Annotated in this window: 15 protein-coding genes, 2 tRNA genes and 1 CRISPR repeat array; of the genes, 6 read left to right on the top strand and 11 right to left on the bottom strand. The window is 56.4% G+C overall.

The annotated features are described in order from the left end of the window. The first annotated feature begins 3 nt into the window (after positions 1-3). From CJ187_RS06685 to CJ187_RS06695, 3 genes are read left to right on the top strand one after another with little or no spacing between them, the layout of a single operon-like run. Complete coding sequence (locus tag CJ187_RS06685) at positions 4-600, top strand: MptD family putative ECF transporter S component (protein ID WP_102216820.1); 597 nt, start codon at positions 4-6, stop codon at positions 598-600. Continuing rightward, on the top strand, positions 593-1,279 hold the full coding sequence (locus tag CJ187_RS06690) for an energy-coupling factor transporter transmembrane component T family protein (protein ID WP_035757771.1): 687 nt from the start codon (positions 593-595) through the stop codon (positions 1,277-1,279). Before CJ187_RS06685 ends, CJ187_RS06690 begins: the two co-directional genes overlap by 8 nt. Continuing rightward, complete coding sequence (locus CJ187_RS06695; protein ID WP_102216821.1) at positions 1,276-2,667, top strand: ABC transporter ATP-binding protein; 1,392 nt, start codon at positions 1,276-1,278, stop codon at positions 2,665-2,667. Before CJ187_RS06690 ends, CJ187_RS06695 begins: the two co-directional genes overlap by 4 nt. 149 nt (positions 2,668-2,816) lie before the next feature. Here the strand turns inward: CJ187_RS06695 and CJ187_RS06700 are convergent. Continuing rightward, positions 2,817-2,890: transfer RNA gene (locus tag CJ187_RS06700), tRNA-Gly, on the bottom strand. A 56-nt stretch (positions 2,891-2,946) separates the two neighbouring features. Between CJ187_RS06700 and CJ187_RS06705 the strand changes: the two genes are divergently transcribed. After that, positions 2,947-3,429: an NUDIX domain-containing protein gene (locus CJ187_RS06705; protein ID WP_269843587.1), complete on the top strand. Its 483-nt coding sequence runs from the start codon at positions 2,947-2,949 to the stop codon at positions 3,427-3,429. 20 nt (positions 3,430-3,449) lie between these two features. On the opposite strand, the gene CJ187_RS06710 is transcribed toward CJ187_RS06705, so the two are convergent. After that, a complete protein-coding gene (locus CJ187_RS06710; RefSeq protein ID WP_102216822.1) occupies positions 3,450-3,659 on the bottom strand; it encodes an AzlD domain-containing protein in 210 nt (69 codons plus the stop codon). Continuing rightward, positions 3,659-4,072 carry an AzlC family ABC transporter permease gene (locus CJ187_RS06715; protein ID WP_102216823.1) on the bottom strand — a complete coding sequence of 138 codons (414 nt, stop codon included), beginning with the start codon at positions 4,070-4,072 and terminating at the stop codon, positions 3,659-3,661. Before CJ187_RS06715 ends, CJ187_RS06710 begins: the two co-directional genes overlap by 1 nt. 120 nt (positions 4,073-4,192) lie before the next feature. Here CJ187_RS06715 and CJ187_RS06720 point away from each other — a divergent pair, with 120 nt between their 5' ends. After that, entirely contained in the window at positions 4,193-4,933 is a 741-nt protein-coding gene (locus CJ187_RS06720) for a TetR/AcrR family transcriptional regulator (protein WP_102216824.1), read from the top strand. Positions 4,934-5,041: 108 nt separating this feature from the next. Here CJ187_RS06720 and trxA read toward each other — a convergent pair whose 3' ends face one another. From trxA to ybaK, 6 genes are all read right to left on the bottom strand, one after another. After that, complete coding sequence (trxA, locus tag CJ187_RS06725) at positions 5,042-5,419, bottom strand: thioredoxin (protein WP_102216825.1); 378 nt, start codon at positions 5,417-5,419, stop codon at positions 5,042-5,044. Between the two features lie 321 nt (positions 5,420-5,740). Next, positions 5,741-6,787, bottom strand: a complete 1,047-nt coding sequence (locus CJ187_RS06730; RefSeq protein ID WP_102216826.1) for an aspartate-semialdehyde dehydrogenase — start codon at positions 6,785-6,787, stop codon at positions 5,741-5,743. Next, a complete protein-coding gene (locus CJ187_RS06735; protein WP_102216827.1) occupies positions 6,784-8,091 on the bottom strand; it encodes an aspartate kinase in 1,308 nt (435 codons plus the stop codon). Before CJ187_RS06735 ends, CJ187_RS06730 begins: the two co-directional genes overlap by 4 nt. A 202-nt stretch (positions 8,092-8,293) precedes the next feature. After that, positions 8,294-8,890 carry a recombination mediator RecR gene (recR, locus tag CJ187_RS06740; protein ID WP_102216828.1) on the bottom strand — a complete coding sequence of 199 codons (597 nt, stop codon included), beginning with the start codon at positions 8,888-8,890 and terminating at the stop codon, positions 8,294-8,296. Next, on the bottom strand, positions 8,890-11,613 hold the full coding sequence (locus tag CJ187_RS06745) for a DNA polymerase III subunit gamma and tau (RefSeq protein WP_233187377.1): 2,724 nt from the start codon (positions 11,611-11,613) through the stop codon (positions 8,890-8,892). The genes recR and CJ187_RS06745 overlap by 1 nt, the downstream gene beginning before the upstream one ends. A 183-nt stretch (positions 11,614-11,796) precedes the next feature. After that, complete coding sequence (ybaK, locus tag CJ187_RS06750; RefSeq protein WP_233187378.1) at positions 11,797-12,300, bottom strand: Cys-tRNA(Pro) deacylase; 504 nt, start codon at positions 12,298-12,300, stop codon at positions 11,797-11,799. A gap of 337 nt (positions 12,301-12,637) precedes the next feature. Between ybaK and CJ187_RS06755 the strand changes: the two genes are divergently transcribed. Continuing rightward, a tRNA-Ser gene (locus CJ187_RS06755) sits at positions 12,638-12,722 on the top strand. A gap of 916 nt (positions 12,723-13,638) precedes the next feature. Here CJ187_RS06755 and CJ187_RS06760 read toward each other — a convergent pair. After that, positions 13,639-13,791 (bottom strand): hypothetical protein, encoded by a 153-nt coding sequence (locus CJ187_RS06760; RefSeq protein WP_158237748.1) that lies wholly within the window; start codon positions 13,789-13,791, stop codon positions 13,639-13,641. Between the two features lie 191 nt (positions 13,792-13,982). Next, a CRISPR array of direct repeats spans positions 13,983-15,475; the repeat unit is 28 nt; unit sequence GGCTCATCCCCACATGCGTGGGGAGCAC. A 194-nt stretch (positions 15,476-15,669) separates the two neighbouring features. Beyond that, entirely contained in the window at positions 15,670-17,712 is a 2,043-nt protein-coding gene (locus CJ187_RS06765; protein ID WP_102216829.1) for an HAD family acid phosphatase, read from the bottom strand. Positions 17,713-17,832 lie beyond the last annotated feature (120 nt).

Here is a 17,832-nt window from a genome sequence, read left to right on the forward strand (position 1 = left end):
ACTATGTCCACACCCACGTCCTCGCGCCTAAACACGCGCGACTTCATCAATATCGGCGTCTTCACCGCTTTGATGTTTGTCATCGTGTTTGCATTCGGAATGCTCGGGTTCATTCCGGCTGCCATGTATGCCGGTTTCCTGCTTTCTATCCTCGTTAACGGCATCGTCTTTGCGCTGTTTACTGCCCGCACTCCGAAGATGGGGGCATTGACCATCATGCTGATCCTCATCGAAGTCCTCTTCTTCGTAACGGGTCATTGGGTGGGAGGAATTGCGATCGCCGCTGTGTTCGGCCTGCTCGCTGACTTGGTGATCACCAAGGGGCCGAAGAGCGTGAAAGTTCGTGTCCCGCTGGCATATGCACTGTTTATCCTGCCGATCTATGTTTCCCCGTGGATGCCGCTATTTATGAACCAAGACGCATATATGTCGCAGATCGCCGAACAAATGGGTGCCGAGTATGCCGCGAAGATGGCGCAGGTTGTCACGATTCCGATTCTGTTGGGCTTCTTCGTCGTGATGCTCATCGTTGGCTGGCTTGCTGGTCTGTTGGGAACCCGGGTGGCGCGCAAACACTTTGAACGGGCCGGTCTTGTCTAAACTTCCCGACCCGCGCACGATTATCGTAGCGCTCGTCATCGTCTCCACCACGATCTACAGTGCCTACTCGCCGTGGTTCGTGTGTGCTCTGGGCGGATTCGCCGCCGTGATGCTGGCGAGCGCTACGATCAACCCCAACACGCTCGTGCGCCCGAGCTGGGTGGCCGTCTACCTGGCCACGTTTGCGGCTCTCGGCACACTCGTCTTCGTGATACCACTGGTGTGGAAGTCAACGGCCAGCGCGTTCCTCGTGCTGTTTTTGCAGTGGATGTGGCGATTCAGTGTCAGCGCAGGAATGGGAGCCTACGCGATCGGTGTGATCCGACCTGCCACCTTGCAAAAAGCACTCGCCAGCTCACGGATCCCGACTTGTTTCACGATCCCGATCTCAGTCGCGTTACGTGTGCTGCCCGTGATCGGCCACGAGGTTAAAGCGATCTCAGATGCCATGAAACTACGCGGCATGTCCGCGCTTTCCCTGCGTGCGGCGCAATACTTCACAATCCCGCTGCTATCGACCGTGGTACGCAGCGGAGACGAACTGGCATCTGCTGCCCTTGTACGCGGACTGGGCGGAACCGCAAAGCCCACCTCAGTCACGGTCGTGAAATTCCGTGTGATCGACGCGGTCATTCTGCTCATCGTTATCAGCTTCGCGATATGGAGAATCGTCCTATGACAATAGCCCAAGCAACTGGGGTCACCTTCACCTATCGAGGAGCAGACCACCCCTCAATCAATGGCGCCAACCTCACTATTTCGCAGGGAACTGTCACCTTGCTGTGTGGCGCGTCAGGGTCAGGAAAAACCACCGCACTACGGCTATTTAACGGGCTCATCCCGCACTTCCACGACGGCGACCTTACCGGAAGCGTCACAGTCGACGACATTGACGTGGCACGAGTAGATCTATCAGAGCTTGCCCACCACTGTTCGACAGTGTTTCAAAACCCGCGCACCCAGTTCTACACCACCCACGTGCGCCAAGAACTCGCCTTCGGCCCAGAAAATCTCGGCCGCGACCCGCAGGAGATCTGTGCCCGCATTGACGAGGTTGCAGCCGAGTTAGGTATCGCCGACCTGTTGGAATCCCGCGTCACACAACTGTCGGGTGGGCAGATGCAACGCGTGGCCTGCGCCGTCGCCATGTGCAACAACACGTCGCTGATCGTGTTCGACGAACCGACCGCGAACTTGTCCGCTGACGTTATCGACCAACTCGCCACACTCATCGCCATGCTCAAAACCGATGGACACACCATCATCATTGCTGAACACCGGCTAAGTTTCCTTTCCGAGATTGCTGACCGTGTCTACTGCTTCGACAAAGGCAACATCGCCCTCACCGCAACCGGCGAGGAGTTTTATGCCATGCCAGATGAGGAGCGTAAACAGCTTGGGCTGCGATCCCTAGTGACTGTGCCTATGCCACAACTTCCGGAACCGGCAGGAGATGGGCTTGAGATTGACAACCTCACCTTCGCCTACCGCCACGGAAACCCGGTTCTCAACATCGGCCATCTGCTCTTCCCGGCAGGGAAAATCACCGCACTGTTAGGCCCGTGCGGGTCAGGAAAATCAACACTGGCACGCATCATCTGCGGACTCGAAAAAGCCAAAGGTGCATCCATCACACTCAATGGGCAAAAATTCGCCAGCCGGGACGCATACCTTGTCATGCAAGACCCCACCCGGCAGCTATTCTCAGACACAGTCATTGACGAAGTTACGCTCGGGGCAACCAGAGTCGAAAAACAACACATCGACGCCCACGCGATCCTTAAAGAACTCGACCTCACCGACCACGAGTCCGATCATCCGCAAGCGCTGTCTGGTGGGCAACGTCAACGTCTGGTTATTGCTACAGCGCTTGCCGCGAACAAGAAGGTCTACATCTTCGACGAGCCGACATCAGGTGTTGGCTACAAGCACCTTGTCGCGATTTCCCGAGTAATGCGTAAACTCGCTGACACTGGTGCCGTCGTCATCGTCATCACCCACGATGCTGAACTCGTTACCGAGGTCGCCGACCACGCTATCCACCTCGACCAAATCAACGCCTGCTAACGCAAACGCTCGCTCGGTCGAAAGAGAGGAAAGCATTTCCGCAGGTCAGGGCAAACGCGCTATACACTCGCTAACGCAAGCGATTTTCTTGACCCCCTTGGGGCGTACTCGCTAACGCAAAAGGGTACTTATCATTTTCGACGTCATAGTGGAGCGGGCGACGGGAATCGAACCCGCCTCTACAGCTTGGGAAGCTGTCATTCTACCGATGAACTACGCCCGCGCGGCTATTAGATTAACTATTAGCAGCACGTGTAAGTATAGCCGCATATGGGCCTCATGAGCAAAATCGACCGCACCTGTGGTTCGATTCGGCACGCACACACCTACAATTGGGATATGGATCAAGAATCACTTCAACCAGTTGTCGCCGCCGCGATCATCAACACCACCCACAATCAGCCAAAACTGCTTGCCGCGCAGCGTTCGTATCCACCCGAACTTGCTGGGAAGTACGAGCTGCCCGGCGGCAAAGTTGAAGCTGCTGAAGCACCCCTTGCAGCATTGGAACGGGAGATCCGCGAAGAACTCAACTGTGCGATAAAGATTCACCGTTTTCTTCCTTGTCCAAATTCTCCTGAGGGAACCTGGCCGATCCTCGGTGGCCGGCGCATGTACGTGTGGGTTGCCGGCCCACTGTCCACCCCTCAGGTTGGAAATTCACATTCAAAACTACAATGGGTTACGTTACCGCAAGCACGGGCACTCCCCTGGCTTGGCCCTAACTGGCCGATTGTTGAAGCGGTCTTTAACAACCTTTAACTCTGCAGTAGTGCCCGCATCTATTCAAAACCCAACCTGAAATCTTCAAATACTAGTCTGAAATCCGCCAACGTGTAAAACACTAAGATGACAATCACACCGATTGGCATTGACGCACCGATCTCACGTAGAACCTCACTGTCAGCAAGACGCTTCAATACGACAAACGGTGCGGCACGCAGAACAAACGTAACCACAGAAGCAATCAGTATCACAGACACTACGTACATCACGGGCCCACATCCGTTCTATCTGGAAACAAACGCGGTTCACTTCCACCACCGTGATCCAAGTCGTGACCACTGCGACCAATGGAACTATCACTGCGGCGAGCCGTACGGCCACCAAAATGGCAACTGAAGCGCCCACCCTGCAATGCATTGACACGCAGGGGTAAAACTAAAGTGAAACTCAACAACGCAACAATCAACATCAGGTCTTTACCTGCAGCCAAACCAATAACCGCACACACCACAGCCACCAGCAGTGACATCGGGATAATCCACCACCACGAAATCCCGGCAGCTACCGTGTACATCCCGTACCCAATTCCGAGTGGCAAGTACCCAGCTGCAACCGGCAAACTTAGTTTCACCGCCGCAGCAAACCCCGGGGTGGAAGAACTGCTTGAAGAGCGAGCCATGCCCTCAAGATTATTAAAAAGGCGTGAAGGAGGCGGAAGGAGTCTCAACTTTGAAACGTAAAACCTATCTCACAATCCAAGCTTTACAGACGAAAAGGCAGTAAGTGTCATAATACTGGTATGCCGAGAATTATTGGATCCTCCATAGGTGAGCACCGAGAAAAGACGCGACAGTCGCTTTTTGATGCGCTCTCTAGCTTGCTGCAAGAAAAACCGTTCGAACAGATCACCATGTCAGAGATTTCAAAAGTCTCCGGAGTGGGGCGCACAGCCGTGTACAATCACTTCAAAGATAAAGAAAGTCTGCTGCTGGCACTAATGAGTGCAGCCACCGAAGAATTCGCGACCGTCCTATCGCAAGCACTGCAGCTCTCTCGCGATCCAATCACCCAACTACGCATTTACGTGCGCGCCCAACTGGAGCTGAAAAAACGCTACCACCTAGCAGAAGGCACGTCGCTGCGCGGAGTTGCCACCGCCGGATTCCACAGTGAACTCAAAGCTCACGGCTCACTGGTGGCGCACATCCTGCACCACCTGCTGAACAACGCGAAAACACAGCAGGCAATCACCGTGGAGCCGAACGCGCAGATCATCAACCTGATCCACTCTTGCCTAGCCGCCCAGGCGTTACCCCGCGATCAAAACGAACGCCAACGCGTGATGACGCAGGTTGAGAACTTCATTTTGCGTGCCGTGGGTGCCAGTGAAGAAGCCATCGCACGCGTCGACCCAGCGGTGCGGGACCTGCGTTTTATCGGCGAAGATGAGGACCTAGCTGGCACCGAACAGGCAGGCAACGTACGCGCTGGTGAAAGCACGTCCGCCACCTACCTAAGGTGCCCCGTTATTGGAGCGTAACCGCGGAGCCGGCACCTATTGGAGCGTAACCGCGGGGCGTGAGCTCCGCGGCGCACTACCAGCAGCCCACTAATCAGGGTCCCCCGCGGTTAGCGGCGAGTTAGCAGCCTAGCTTTGGTTTCCAGCTTGGTTCTGCGCCGCCACTTCCTCACGGACCTTATCCATGTCCAGCTCTTTGATTTGCTTGATCACATCATCAAGCGCGGCCCCTGGAATAACCCCGGAGTGACGGAACACCGCAATCCCCTCACGGAACGCCATCAGCGTGGGAATCGAAGAGATCGACGCTACCGCCGCTAACTCCTGTTCTGCTTCCGTATCCACTTTTGCGAACACAACATCCTCATGGCGACCAGAAGCCTCATCATAAATAGGTGCGAACTGGCGGCAGGGGCCACACCACGACGCCCAAAAATCAATGAGGACAATATTGTTATCCGTAATCGTCTTCTCAAAATCAGCGGACTTCAGATCGATCGTTGACATATCGGTTCCTTTCCACCCGTGGCGAATACGCGCAAACCAAACTAGCGGCGAATGCGCACACGCATTTGCAAGGCGCAGTGCGCTCCCACCACTTCCACCGCGACCACTAGACGGCAGCGGCGCAGAAAACGGTTGACGTATTCCCAAAAAGGGTGTTTACAGTATCGACTTTGTGCCTACCACTATGTACAACGTGTCCGGCGCGCGTCAATATTTCACAAGCCACTAGATGTGAGCAGTATCACCGATCGCTCTGGTAGTGCTGGTTTTAGAACACGTTTTTCTGGGTGTTATCTCGATTTCTTAGGCTGCGTTTTCGGCCTACACGTTCTCCTCTTGTGCCACGAGCTCCGCGATCTGCACCGTATTTAACGCCGCCCCTTTGCGCAGATTATCACCCGCAACCACGAGCACCAGGCCGCGCCCATCTTCAACGGCTTGGTCTTGCCGGATTCGCCCCACCAGCGAATTATCTTGCCCAGCAGCCGCGAGCGGCGTGGGTACCTCCACCACGTCCACACCGGGCGCGTGTTCCAACAGTTTCTTTGCTTCTTGAGGGGATATGGGTTGGTTGAACTGCGCGTGAATAGTCAACGTGTGCCCGGTGAAAACGGGGACGCGCACGCACGTACCAGACACCGCCAAGTCAGGTAGGTCGAGGATTTTGCGTGATTCGTTGCGTAGTTTTTGTTCCTCATCAGTCTCCGCGGACCCGTCGTCAACTAGGTTGCCCGCGAGCGCCACCACGTCAAATGCGATTGGGGCGGCGTACACCTGCGGGTCCGGTAGGTCTAGTGCGTGCCCGTTTGTGACCAGTTGCGTCAGGTCTTGTTCCGCCCCGGCTTTCACCTGGCTGATTAGTTCGTTAACGCCCGCCAACCCGGATCCGGACACCGCCTGGTAGCTAGAGATGAACAGGCGTTTTAGCCCCGCGGCGTCGTGGAGTGGTTTCAGCACTGGGATTGCCGCCATGGTGGTACAGTTCGGGTTCGCGATAATCCCTTTGGGTCGATGGGCGATAGCCTGCGGGTTCGCTTCAGTTACCACCAGTGGCACGTCTTTATCGCCCCGCCACGCAGACGAGTTGTCTACCACCACGGCTCCGGCGGCGGCGAATTTTGGGGCGTATTCGCGTGAGGCACTGGCGCCCGCAGAGAACACAGCTATCTCAATACCGGAGTAATCCGCAGTCGCCACGTCTTCTACCACAACGGTTTTACCCGCGTACTCCAACTCTGTGCCGGCAGACCGGGCGGATGAGAAGAAACGGACGTGAGTTGCTGGAAACTCGCGTTCTTCCAGTATTGTTCGCATAACCCGGCCCACCTGCCCGGTGGCTCCGACGACTGCCAGAGTTAGTTCTTTCATCGTCCGCTCCCTCCATAAACAACAGCTTCACTATCGGTTGAATCTAGGTCGAAAGCAGAGTGTACGGCTCGAACCGCGGCGTCTAACTGCTCATATTTAACAACGACGGAGATGCGGATCTCTGACGTGGAAATCAGGTCGATGTTAATACCGGCTTGCGACAGGGCGTCGAACAATTTAGCGGACACCCCCGGGTTGGTGCGCATCCCCGCACCAACTAACGAGAGGATGCCGATCCCTTCCGAATAGTGCATTTCTTTGAAACCAAGTTCAGCTTGTGCATCGCGAAGCACCTGCATCGTGCGTTCACCATCTACCTCAGGCAAAGTAAACGAAATATTTGCCCGTCCGGAACCGGACGTGGGAAGGTTCTGCACGATCATGTCAATATTCGCGTCCGCACCCGCCACCAGGGAGAATAAACGAGCTGCCGTGCCAGGCTTGTCATCTAAACCAATTATCGTGATTTTCGCTTGGGACCTGTCGTGGGCGATCCCTGAAATGATTGGAGCTTCCACAGCTTCCTCCTCTAATGCCGCGTCGGGGACGATACCTTCTAGTTCTGGGTGGGCGGGGTCGTTAGCGATCCAAGTGCCATCTAGTTTTGAAAACGAGGAACGCACGTGCAGGGGCACATTGTAGCGGCGGGCGAACTCGACTGCGCGTAGGTGCAGGATTTTTGCCCCGTGGGCCGCTAGTTCTAGGGTTTCTTCTTGTCTGATCCGGCAGATCCGCTGGGCGGTCGGCACGATCCGTGGGTCCGCGGTGAACAGGCCATCCACGTCGGTGTAAATCTCGCACACGTCCGCGTGGAGCGCTGCTGCGAGCGCCACCGCTGTGGTGTCTGAACCGCCACGCCCAAGCGTAGTGACTTCGTCGTCTGAGGAAACACCTTGGAACCCAGCGACGATCGCCACGACCCCATCATGGATTGCGCGGGCCACGCGTTCTGGCACCATGCCGGTCACTTGGGCTTTACCGAAATGCCTATCGGTTAACACCCCCGCCTGCGCACCCGTGTAGGACATGGCTTTAACCCCCATGTTGTTAATCGCCATTGCCAGCAACGACATGGAGACGCGTTCACCAGCGGACAGCAGCATATCCATCTCTCGCATCGGTGGGTCCGGGTTCAGTTGGCTTGCCAGGTCCAGTAGATCATCAGTGGTGTCCCCCATCGCGGACACCACCACAACCACGTTGTGACCGGCTTTACGAGCGTCCACTATGCGCTCAGCCACCCGCAGCATCGCCCGCGCATCTGACACGGATGAGCCACCGTATTTCTGCACAATGAGTGCCACGCGTTCTCTCCTACCTCTTTCCTACAGTTCCGGCCGTGACCGAACTACAGGCCCTGTTGGTTTGCATACCCGTGATCCAACTAGCTGGTTTTTCTAGCCAATCTTACTGGTGGCTACGCAGTTGGCGCACGCAACCTGCCCTCAGTTTAAACCGTTCCTTTACACGTTCTTTAGGACGACCAGTGAGTGAACACGCATTCCTCTACCACTCCACGGTGCGGCGGCCTTCGAATGCGCGCCCGAGGGTCACTTCGTCCGCGTATTCCAAGTCCCCACCAACCGGTAGGCCGAGTGCCAGCCGCGAGGTTGGCACCTGCATTGATTCCAGCATGCGCGCCAGGTAAGTAGCGGTGGCTTCCCCCTCAATATTCGGGTCGGTAGCCAGAATGACTTCCTTAACCGCGTTTGACAACCGGGACATGAGCGAACGGATCCGCAACTGGTCTGGGCCCACACCTCTAATTGGGTCGATCGCACCACCAAGCACGTGGTAGAGCCCGCGGTATGAACCGGTACGTTCGATTACTTCCACATCTTTCGCTTCTTCTACCACGCAGATTACGGTTTGGTCGCGGCGCGGATCCAGGCACACAGAGCATTTCTGCCCTTCGGCAATATTGCCACAAATTTCGCAAAACCTGACTTTTTCTTTAACTTGCTTGAGGGCGTCCGCGAGCCGGAACACCTCATCTTTATCGGACGCTAAAATGTGGAACGCAATCCGGGACGCTGATTTAGGCCCAACCCCCGGGAGCGTACCGAGCTCTTCAATCAGGTCCGCTAAAGCACCTTCGTACACTATCTACCACCCTCTGGGTTTTCTGGGATTTCTTCAAGGATGCGGGCGTCCAACAGTTTTTCTACCACCGGGTAACCTATCTGTACTGTGGACTCGACCGACGCGTCATCCCTACGCGCCCCACCCGTGAAATCCGCGTCATCCCTACGCGCTCCACCCGTGAAATCCGCGTCTGTATCGGCACCTGTTTCCTCGTTTCCGTCACGGGCACCCGGCTGGGTTTGTGGGTCATGGGCAGGTGTTTCGCTTTTTGGAATATGGTTCGGCTGACTGTGCGGAGCATTGTGACCCGCCTGCGTTTGCGTGCTTGTAGCGAATGCTTCGCTTGGCGGAATGTCGTCCGCCTGCGCTCGCGCATCTGCAGTGGATTCGCCCTCTGGTTTTTCTTCAGGCACATTCAGCGACGGTACTGCAGGTTCGTCACTGGTTTGCGCAATATTCTCCGCTAGCCCAGTGCCTTCATCTTCCGCGGACGCGTACCTGTCTGACTGCGGATCTTTCGCCACCTCCGTCGCATTATTTGCCGCATCCCCTGCCGAACCACTGGCGGGTTTGCCTGCTGAGTCGTCCGCAGGTTCGGCTGCGTTTTTTTGCCCCGAGGGGGTGCCCTGCTCAGATGGATTATGGGGCTCATGGGGTTGCGCGGACCCCTCATGGGTGGAAGTGTTTTGCTCTGCGGTGCGTGCGGTTTGGTTTCGTCCGCGACCAGGTACCGCCACAGGCCCCCAACCGGAACTACCTGAATTCCTGGAGGTTTCCGCAGCACTATGCGCCGCAGGAACACTTGCGGAGCGTGCGGACGGCATGGTTCTGTCCGGTTGGTGATCGTAAGCAGCCGGAGCGCCACCCGGTTCTTGCCCTTTAACCACGCCCTGAACGGTTTTTGCACTGCCAGTAACCTGCTTAACCGCCTGCGCGATTATTGGTGCGTGCCCACTCATGAAGATACGCACGAGCGTGTCGTTCATCAACCCGAACGTAACTGACTCCGTGTCTTCCGCCACCACGTCCGCGTTCTCCATAAGTGACCGCGACGAAGACCGGAGCGTGCGCACAGTTTCAAGGAACCGCTCCCAACTACCCTGAACGGTGTCACCACCCGTATCCTGCATCGGCGCGCGATCCCGTTCGACAGATCCTGCATTTACCGGCTCTGTCCGTTCAGCAGCCGATTCTTGCTCTCTCTGCGGCATTCCGGTAGCCGATTCTTGCCCTGCCTGAGGGGTGGTTGCAGCTGGTTTTCGCTCTGGTCGCGCAATGGCTGCAGGTGTTTGCGCAGGTTCCGGCTCTGTCGTACGGGGTTGTACTGCACGCGAGGCATCCGCAGGCGTCTGTGCGGGCTGCTGAGCTTGGGGTTCCGGCTCTGCTTTCTGAAGTTCCGCTTGCTGGGCACGCCGTCTTTCCGCTTGCATCCGCCGCAGTTCCGCCCGAGCAATCTGCGCGTTAGACAGCGGTTCCTCACCTTCACCAGTTGCCTGCGGCCCGGCAGATTGTGGTCCATTCCCCTGAGGTCCTGCTGGTCGCGCACCAGACGCCTGCGAGGCCGTGGGTTGCGCCCCGACTCCCTGCGGCCCCGCGGCAAAAGCTCCACTTACCTGAGAATGCGGCGACACCGCAGCTTGCGAGGCCTCCACTAAAATGCGGCCAACAAGTAACTCTAGTTGCAGACGAGGTGACGTTGCCCCAACCATGGTGCGCAACGCTTCATCAGCTAAATCTGCTGCCCGCGACAACCGCGCCGGATTCCATTCTTTCGCTTGCTCATACATGGCATCCACCTGCGCTTTAGGCAGCTGCCCCAGAATGTCGCGCGCGCCCTCACCGGCAACAGTGATAATCAGCAGATCCCGCAGGCGCTGCAGCAAGTCCTCAACAAAGCGGCGCGGATCGTGCCCGGAATCAACCATCCGCTCAACCGCACTATAAATACGGGCCCCATCGGATTGCGCTAACGCACCAACCGCGTCATCCAAAAGCGCGTCATCCGTATACCCAAGTAGGGCAACCGCACTTTCATACGTTAACTGCGAATCCGCACTGCCGGCCATCAACTGGTCAAGAACCGACAAAGAATCTCGCACGGACCCGCCACCGGCCCGCACCACCAGAGAAAGCACACCTTCTTCAACACTGATCGCTTCACGGTCGCACACGTCCTGCAGGAACGGCATCATGATATCGCCGGGCACCAGGCGGAACGGGTAGTGGTGAGTACGCGAGCGAATCGTCCCGATAACCCGCTCTGGTTCCGTAGTAGCGAAAATGAATTTAACATGCTCCGGAGGTTCTTCCACCAGCTTCAAAAGCGCGTTAAATCCCTGCTGCGTAACCATATGTGCTTCGTCAAGAATGAATACGCGGTACCTGTCGCGCACCGGCGCGAACGTGGCGCGTTCACGCAGTTCCCGAGCGTCGTCAACACCGTTGTGGGAGGCCGCGTCGATCTCTATCACGTCTAAGGAACCGGGGCCACCTGTGGCTAGTTCCACGCAGGACTCACATTTACCACACGGAGTGTCCGTGGGGCCTTGTGCACAGTTCAGACATCGGGCAAGGATCCGCGCGGACGTGGTTTTCCCGCACCCTCGCGGGCCTGAGAACAAGTACGCGTGCGTCACCCGGTTAGCACGCAGAGCTGCTTTAAGGGGTTCGGTGACGTGGGACTGCCCAATCACCTCATCAAACGTTTCGGGACGATACCGACGATACAGTGCTGTACTCACAGTTGAACTCTAACCTGAACTCCGACTCTTAATCATGTCTGTCTAACCACGGTAGCTACCGGGCGGCTGGTTGGCGGCCACTTGGCTGGTTGGCGGCTAGTTAGTGAACACTTGGTTGGCTGCCAACTAGTTGGGGTGGCCACCGGGTGGTAACTGCACATCTACCGGGCGGGCATTGTGCATCTACCTGGCGGCAAAATCGCCAACTATTGCGTGGGTTGCTTCGATGAGGTCGCGGGTTCGTAGCCGCACGGAAAGCCCCCGTCCACCCCCAGACACAATCATGTATTCAAGTGTTGTTGCGTGCGCGTCAACCACCACCGGGCAGGGACGTTTTTGCCCGAACGGGCTGATGCCACCGACCACGTAACCTGTTCGCACCTGCGCTTTGTGCGGATCCATGAAACTAGCTTTCTTCCCTTTAGTTACGCGCGCCAGGTTCTTGAGGGACACGCGGTCCGCCGCGCTGATAATCACCGAGTACGGTTCATCATCAACCTCAATGATCAAAGTTTTGAACACCTCCGAAGGGTCGTATCCAAGCTTCTGCGCCGCTTCTTTACCGAACCCACCGTCGAAATCATTCTCGTGGTGGTACGCAAGTTCCTCAAACGCAATGCCTTTATTATGCAGCTCTTGCAGTGCCGCTGTGCTTTCTGAACCTGCTGCTTTCTTCGTTTTCGACACGTCCCCTCCCGGCCTGGTTATTTACGACGTGACACCGACGCCGCACCGCAACCACCAACTACCAACTACCAACTACCAACTACCAACTACCAATGGTACGCCACGGGCCCCACTGGTTCTCATGTGGTTCTTATGTGTGGAAATGCGTATTTTGAGAGGTTCCCAATCCGCCTAGTAATTCAGTGTTACGGATCTGACAACGTCTAGTTCGACTTACGTAGACACAATTAGCTACACTTTATGCTGTTGTGTTTTCGTCTGAGGCACTAAAGCACCTCTTCGGACAATGAGCAAACCGTTGAGGTAACAGGCTTTATGCGACGCAGACTCAACCACTGGAGGATTCGCCTAGTGGCCTATGGCGCTCGCTTGGAAAGCGGGTTGGGTGCAAGCCCTCGGGGGTTCGAATCCCCCATCCTCCGCAGTACCCCGCTGTTTCGTTGAAATGGCGGGGTTTTTCTTAATATGTAGCGCAATTCTGGTTCACCTTTTACCTTTAAAAAACTTCCGTATAGTCCGACTGTGGTTAGAAACGCGTGGCGGGTACGATTTGGAGGTATATCGCTAGATCAGATAGTTGTTAATCCCGCTGAAAGATCAGTTGAGGGGAGGGCCAAGTCGCTGCAAGAACGGGTCTGCATAAAGAATGGCTCGCCGGAGGAGTGGAACCGATCCTAACCGCGCACGGCCTTCTTACTACCGGTATTGCATACCCAGCCCGCTACGGAAAATGCCACATCAGCTGCTCATTGCCAACTGCTAGGCGTGCGCTCTACGGCGAGGTCGTGTGGTAGTTGTAACACTCATATCTGTACGCATCTAACGGCCGTCCATATCCAAGTGTCAGCGTTAGACGGATTATTGTGTGGCAGCGCGGCACAAGCGACAAGGTGGACTCACATGCACAGACACAAGCGACAAGTTGGACTCACACAGCGACACGAGCCTCGTACACAAGAACTAGTGTAGAGCTAGCAAAGGACGTGGAGATCGGCGCGAACGTCACCTTGCCCGCAGGCATCCAAAAGGTAATCAACCATAACTTGCGTTTCAGTGAGGGAAAATGCTTGGGTCGGGCGCTGCACACCATCTATCCGCATGGAAATGATCCAGAACTAGCTATCACCCCAAACACGAGCGGCTATAGTTCTCATTTGTTGTAGCCCCCTTTGAAATCCGGTTCACAAACACCCCATTTAGAGCATCCGAACATGCGTGGGGAGCACATGGCGTGCAGTGGGTAGGTGATGTAGTTGTCGGGCTCATCCCCACATGCGTGGGGAGCACCTGTGCGCAAAATCTGCGACGGTTAAATACTGTACGGTCATTCCACCCTCCCTATCGCGCGACCCGCAAGGCCGCTCGCAGCCAGTACACGGCTAAGCACAGGGACAGTACTGCGAGTGGGAACTCCACCACTACAGGCAGGTCCAGGACCAGCAGCATCACAATCAGCAATCCAGTTAGCGTGATTCCTCGGAAATGTTTCATTCTACTCTTCTCCTCGTGTATGGTTGAAGCTGAGACCCCCTTGTTTGTGGGTGGCCTCACCTGATTGGCTAATCGTCCCCGTCTCTGTTGCGTCTAAAAACTTCGACGAGGGCGGTTGCCGCTATCACCACTGTATCGATCGTTTCAAACACTCTGGTAATGTCGTTGAGCATTTTCTCTCAACTCCTCTCAGCTCATCCCCACATGCGTGGGGAGCACTATGCGCCTGCTGCGTCACCTCCATTGCCGGGGGGGCTCATCCCCACATGCGTGGGGAGCACCTCAGGACTCATAGACGCAGTCACAGACCCAGCGGCTCATCCCCACATGCGTGGGGAGCACGGCGGTCGGCTTGGTATTTGCCCATGGCTCCTGGGCTCATCCCCACATGCGTGGGGAGCACCTGTTGTGCGGCGTGAGTGGCTTTCTCGTTCAGGGCTCATCCCCACATGCGTGGGGAGCACGCTCCGTAGTCCTGCAGCATATCCCCTGACAGCGGCTCATCCCCACATGCGTGGGGAGCACTACCTTTGTAGTGGCCCTCGTTCGCGTAGGTGGGGCTCATCCCCACATGCGTGGGGAGCACCTGCAGCATGTGTAGTGGATGTTACAGATGTGGGGCTCATCCCCACATGCGTGGGGAGCACTAAGAACGTGGTTCATATGTTTGCGGAACGTGGGGCTCATCCCCACATGCGTGGGGAGCACATGCGAGGGTAGGGCGCGACGTAGGGTTGGCAGGGCTCATCCCCACATGCGTGGGGAGCACACGTGGCCGGTGAGGCGCTCCGCGGTGAGCGTGGGCTCATCCCCACATGCGTGGGGAGCACCGAGCGCTACTAAACCCCGGTTCCCAGATATTCGGCTCATCCCCACATGCGTGGGGAGCACTTTGATCATAGGGATAATGGTCAGGGCGCGGTTGGCTCATCCCCACATGCGCGGGGAGCACGAATGCGACTAATGCGAGACTGGGAGATGTCAGGGCTCATCCCCACATGCGTGGGGAGCACTCGCATAGTGGGTCTCCGAGAAGCCGGATCATGGGCTCATCCCCACATGCGTGGGGAGCACGTCAAATGGGGGGACCCGAAACTAGCACAGCAAGGCTCATCCCCACATGCGTGGGGAGCACGGCTTGTACCTATCGGAGGACGATAGGCGGTTGGGCTCATCCCCACATGCGTGGGGAGCACGTCCTCCAAAACCAGATTCACCGTCGACGGGAAGGCTCATCCCCACATGCGTGGGGAGCACTGCGTATAGCTGCCAGTAGTCCATTACTTCCAGGGCTCATCCCCACATGCGTGGGGAGCACACTGGTCGTGGTTTGCGTGGTTTCACAGCTGATGGCTCATCCCCACATGCGTGGGGAGCACCAAAAAGCCAGATAAAACCCCGTGACCCAGGCCGGCTCATCCCCACATGCGTGGGGAGCACCGTGGGGAGAACTCAGGGTTGGTGGTGAGCCGGGGCTCATCCCCACATGCGTGGGGAGCACAGTAATTCAAGGACTTGAGGGCGGGGAATAAGCGGCTCATCCCCACATGCGTGGGGAGCACCCAACCTAGCTGCGAGCGTTGGGTCGCCCGCCAGGCTCATCCCCACATGCGTGGGGAGCACCCTGCTGGAGTGGGATTTTTTCTGTTCGGCGTGGGCTCATCCCCACATGCGTGGGGAGCACCTTGTTGATCAGCAGAAATGTCCTGTCACCTAGTGATTTTCAGTTACTTCTGCGAGATAGACAAGGTGTGAGCAACTTCCCTCCGCCTTCATTATCGCATATTCAAAAACCGTACGAGAAGGGTAGGTAAAACATGAGGCACCACGGTCCATCGAGTACCGCAGTGCCTCATGGGAAAAGAAACTACTAACTAATCACGGTAGGTAGTACGCGGGGTTCGGTACCTTGTAGGCGCGGTCAGAAGCGCCGCCCTTCAAATCCGAGTACTGATCCCCAAAGTTACCAACCACCCGGTAGCCAAGGTCATTCTCAAAGTGCTTACGCACCGAAGACTTGTACTCAACAGTTGTGCACTTGTCCTGCGCGCAACTCACCCAATCCGGTAACTCAGCCTTCAACGAACTCGCCTTCAAAACAAACTGGTCGAACTGTGGGTACCCAGCCTCAAGCAAGTTACGTTTCGTAACATCCGTAAGCTGTGCCTCACGCCCAGTTAACACAGCTACCGAACAACCAGCATTCTTCGCTTCCTTCACCACATCCACCATTCCAGGCACAGCAGGTAGCGAATGATAATTAGTCTTCAAATAATCAATCTCAGCTTCGTGCGACCAGTTCAAATCCATCGACTCTTGCATCGAATACGTCAACAACATCGTGTCATCCACATCGAACACCGCCAACGGTTTCTGCCCCTTCGCAACACCTGCAGCGCACCGCTTCACCAAGTCTTCACCATTCTTCTTAGCAAGCGCCCGCGATTCCTTTGCATACTGGGAATCGTTCAAATCAGCAACCCGCTCACCAGCCTCATCAAGATGCGAACCGTAGTACTCGCGGATCGTCGCCTTCACAATATCCATATTCGGAATCTGATCCCCCGTAACACCGGGCGCACTCCCAGACGAACCATCCGCAGCCACCTGCCACGTGTACTCCGCCGGAGCCATCCCCGCAGCCGCATCAGCCTGCTCCGCCTCCGGCAAATCCGGGCTCGGCAAGTAATACGACGGGTTCGGCAACTTCACCGCCTGCTGCGCATAACCGCCCTGCAGATCCGACCACTGGTCCCCAAAGTTACCAACAATCGTGTAACCCAGATCCTCCTGAATATGCTGACGCGTCCCCGCCTTAAACTGAACCGTCGTACACTTATTATTTTCCATGTCACAACGCCCCTGCTTCTGCAAATACTGAGGCATCTGCGCACCCTTATTGAACTTCGTGAAGAACCGGTCAATATTGAACGCCGGCTCACCCTGCGCATCCACATAACCCGCAGCCGCCAAATTATCTACCGTGTACTGCTTCTGCGAATCCTTCCGACCCGTCAAACCAATAATCTCGCAACCAGCCTGCGACAAACGCTTCACCACATCCACCATTCCCGGTGTAGCTGGCATTTGATTACCATCAAACCATGTCTGCTGTTTATCTGGCGTGAACATGAAATGCATATACGCATCTTCCATATCGTAAGTGAACAGCGTCGTATCATCCGAGTCGAACACTGCCGCCGGCTTCTTACCCGCAGCCACCGCAGCCTGACACCGGTCCGCAACCTGCTCCGCTGCCTTACCAACCACCGCAGTCACATCCGAAATATAAGGCGACTGAGTCTTATTAGCAATCCCCTTATCATCCGCATTGTAGTAAGCCCGCACAGTTTTCTTCGCGATATCCCAGTTAATAATCTGCTCACCACTAGCCGTCTTCCCAGTCGACCCATCCGCCGCCAGCGTGTACGTCGCCTGAGGCTTCATCCAGCTTTCGTCCGCATCCGACCGTTTGTCGTTCGGATCGTTCCCACTCGGTGGTTCCGACGGGTTCGAACCCGGGGTTTCACCCGGTTTGTTGGTTCCCGGGCCGCTAGCACCAGGCTCGTTCCCCTCACCCGGTTTACTATCGCCCGGCTTGTTTGCACCAGGATCGGTTGCGCCCGGCTTCGTCACTGCCCCACCCGCGTTATCGCGCGCAGGATCATAGTGGTAGCCAGCTGGACACGCCTTCGCCGTTCCCGCTTGCTCAGCCGCATTTGCCTGAGGAACCGCCAACCCCATCGGCACCAGAGCCAGCACCGCAAACGCAGCCACAATACCGAAGTTGCGCCGGCGCCTCAGGAGCAAAAAAATACCCGCTATCAACAAGATAGCGGATACGCCAGCCGCCCAAATGGCGGTGGAACCAGTGTGCGCAAGATTCGGCACACAATAATCGGGGATCTTTGCCAAACTCATGATCACAAAACCACTCCGTTCAAATAATAATAGTGGACACAAAAAGCATACGTCGTCACGCAGCTACTTCGCAGCCCCCTATCAAAAGCCCCAGAGCCAAAGTTCCAAGACGACTAATCC

It is taken from the genome of Gleimia hominis (assembly GCF_002871945.2).
In the GTDB taxonomy this organism is placed as follows: Bacteria; Actinomycetota; Actinomycetes; order Actinomycetales; family Actinomycetaceae; genus Gleimia; species Gleimia hominis_A.

Excerpts from the sequence above, each read along its gene's own strand:
- CJ187_RS06685 (WP_102216820.1), top strand. The coding sequence starts at position 4 with ATGTCCACACCCACGTCCTCGCGCCTAAACACGCGCGACTTCATCAAT.
- CJ187_RS06695 (WP_102216821.1), top strand. The coding sequence starts at position 1,276 with ATGACAATAGCCCAAGCAACTGGGGTCACCTTCACCTATCGAGGAGCA.
- CJ187_RS06705 (WP_269843587.1), top strand. The coding sequence starts at position 2,947 with ATGAGCAAAATCGACCGCACCTGTGGTTCGATTCGGCACGCACACACC.
- CJ187_RS06710 (WP_102216822.1), bottom strand. The coding sequence starts at position 3,659 with ATGTACGTAGTGTCTGTGATACTGATTGCTTCTGTGGTTACGTTTGTT.
- CJ187_RS06715 (WP_102216823.1), bottom strand. The coding sequence starts at position 4,072 with ATGGCTCGCTCTTCAAGCAGTTCTTCCACCCCGGGGTTTGCTGCGGCG.
- CJ187_RS06720 (WP_102216824.1), top strand. The coding sequence starts at position 4,193 with ATGCCGAGAATTATTGGATCCTCCATAGGTGAGCACCGAGAAAAGACG.
- trxA (WP_102216825.1), bottom strand. The coding sequence starts at position 5,419 with ATGTCAACGATCGATCTGAAGTCCGCTGATTTTGAGAAGACGATTACG.
- CJ187_RS06730 (WP_102216826.1), bottom strand. The coding sequence starts at position 6,787 with ATGAAAGAACTAACTCTGGCAGTCGTCGGAGCCACCGGGCAGGTGGGC.
- CJ187_RS06760 (WP_158237748.1), bottom strand. The coding sequence starts at position 13,791 with ATGAAACATTTCCGAGGAATCACGCTAACTGGATTGCTGATTGTGATG.
- CJ187_RS06765 (WP_102216829.1), bottom strand. The coding sequence starts at position 17,712 with ATGAGTTTGGCAAAGATCCCCGATTATTGTGTGCCGAATCTTGCGCAC.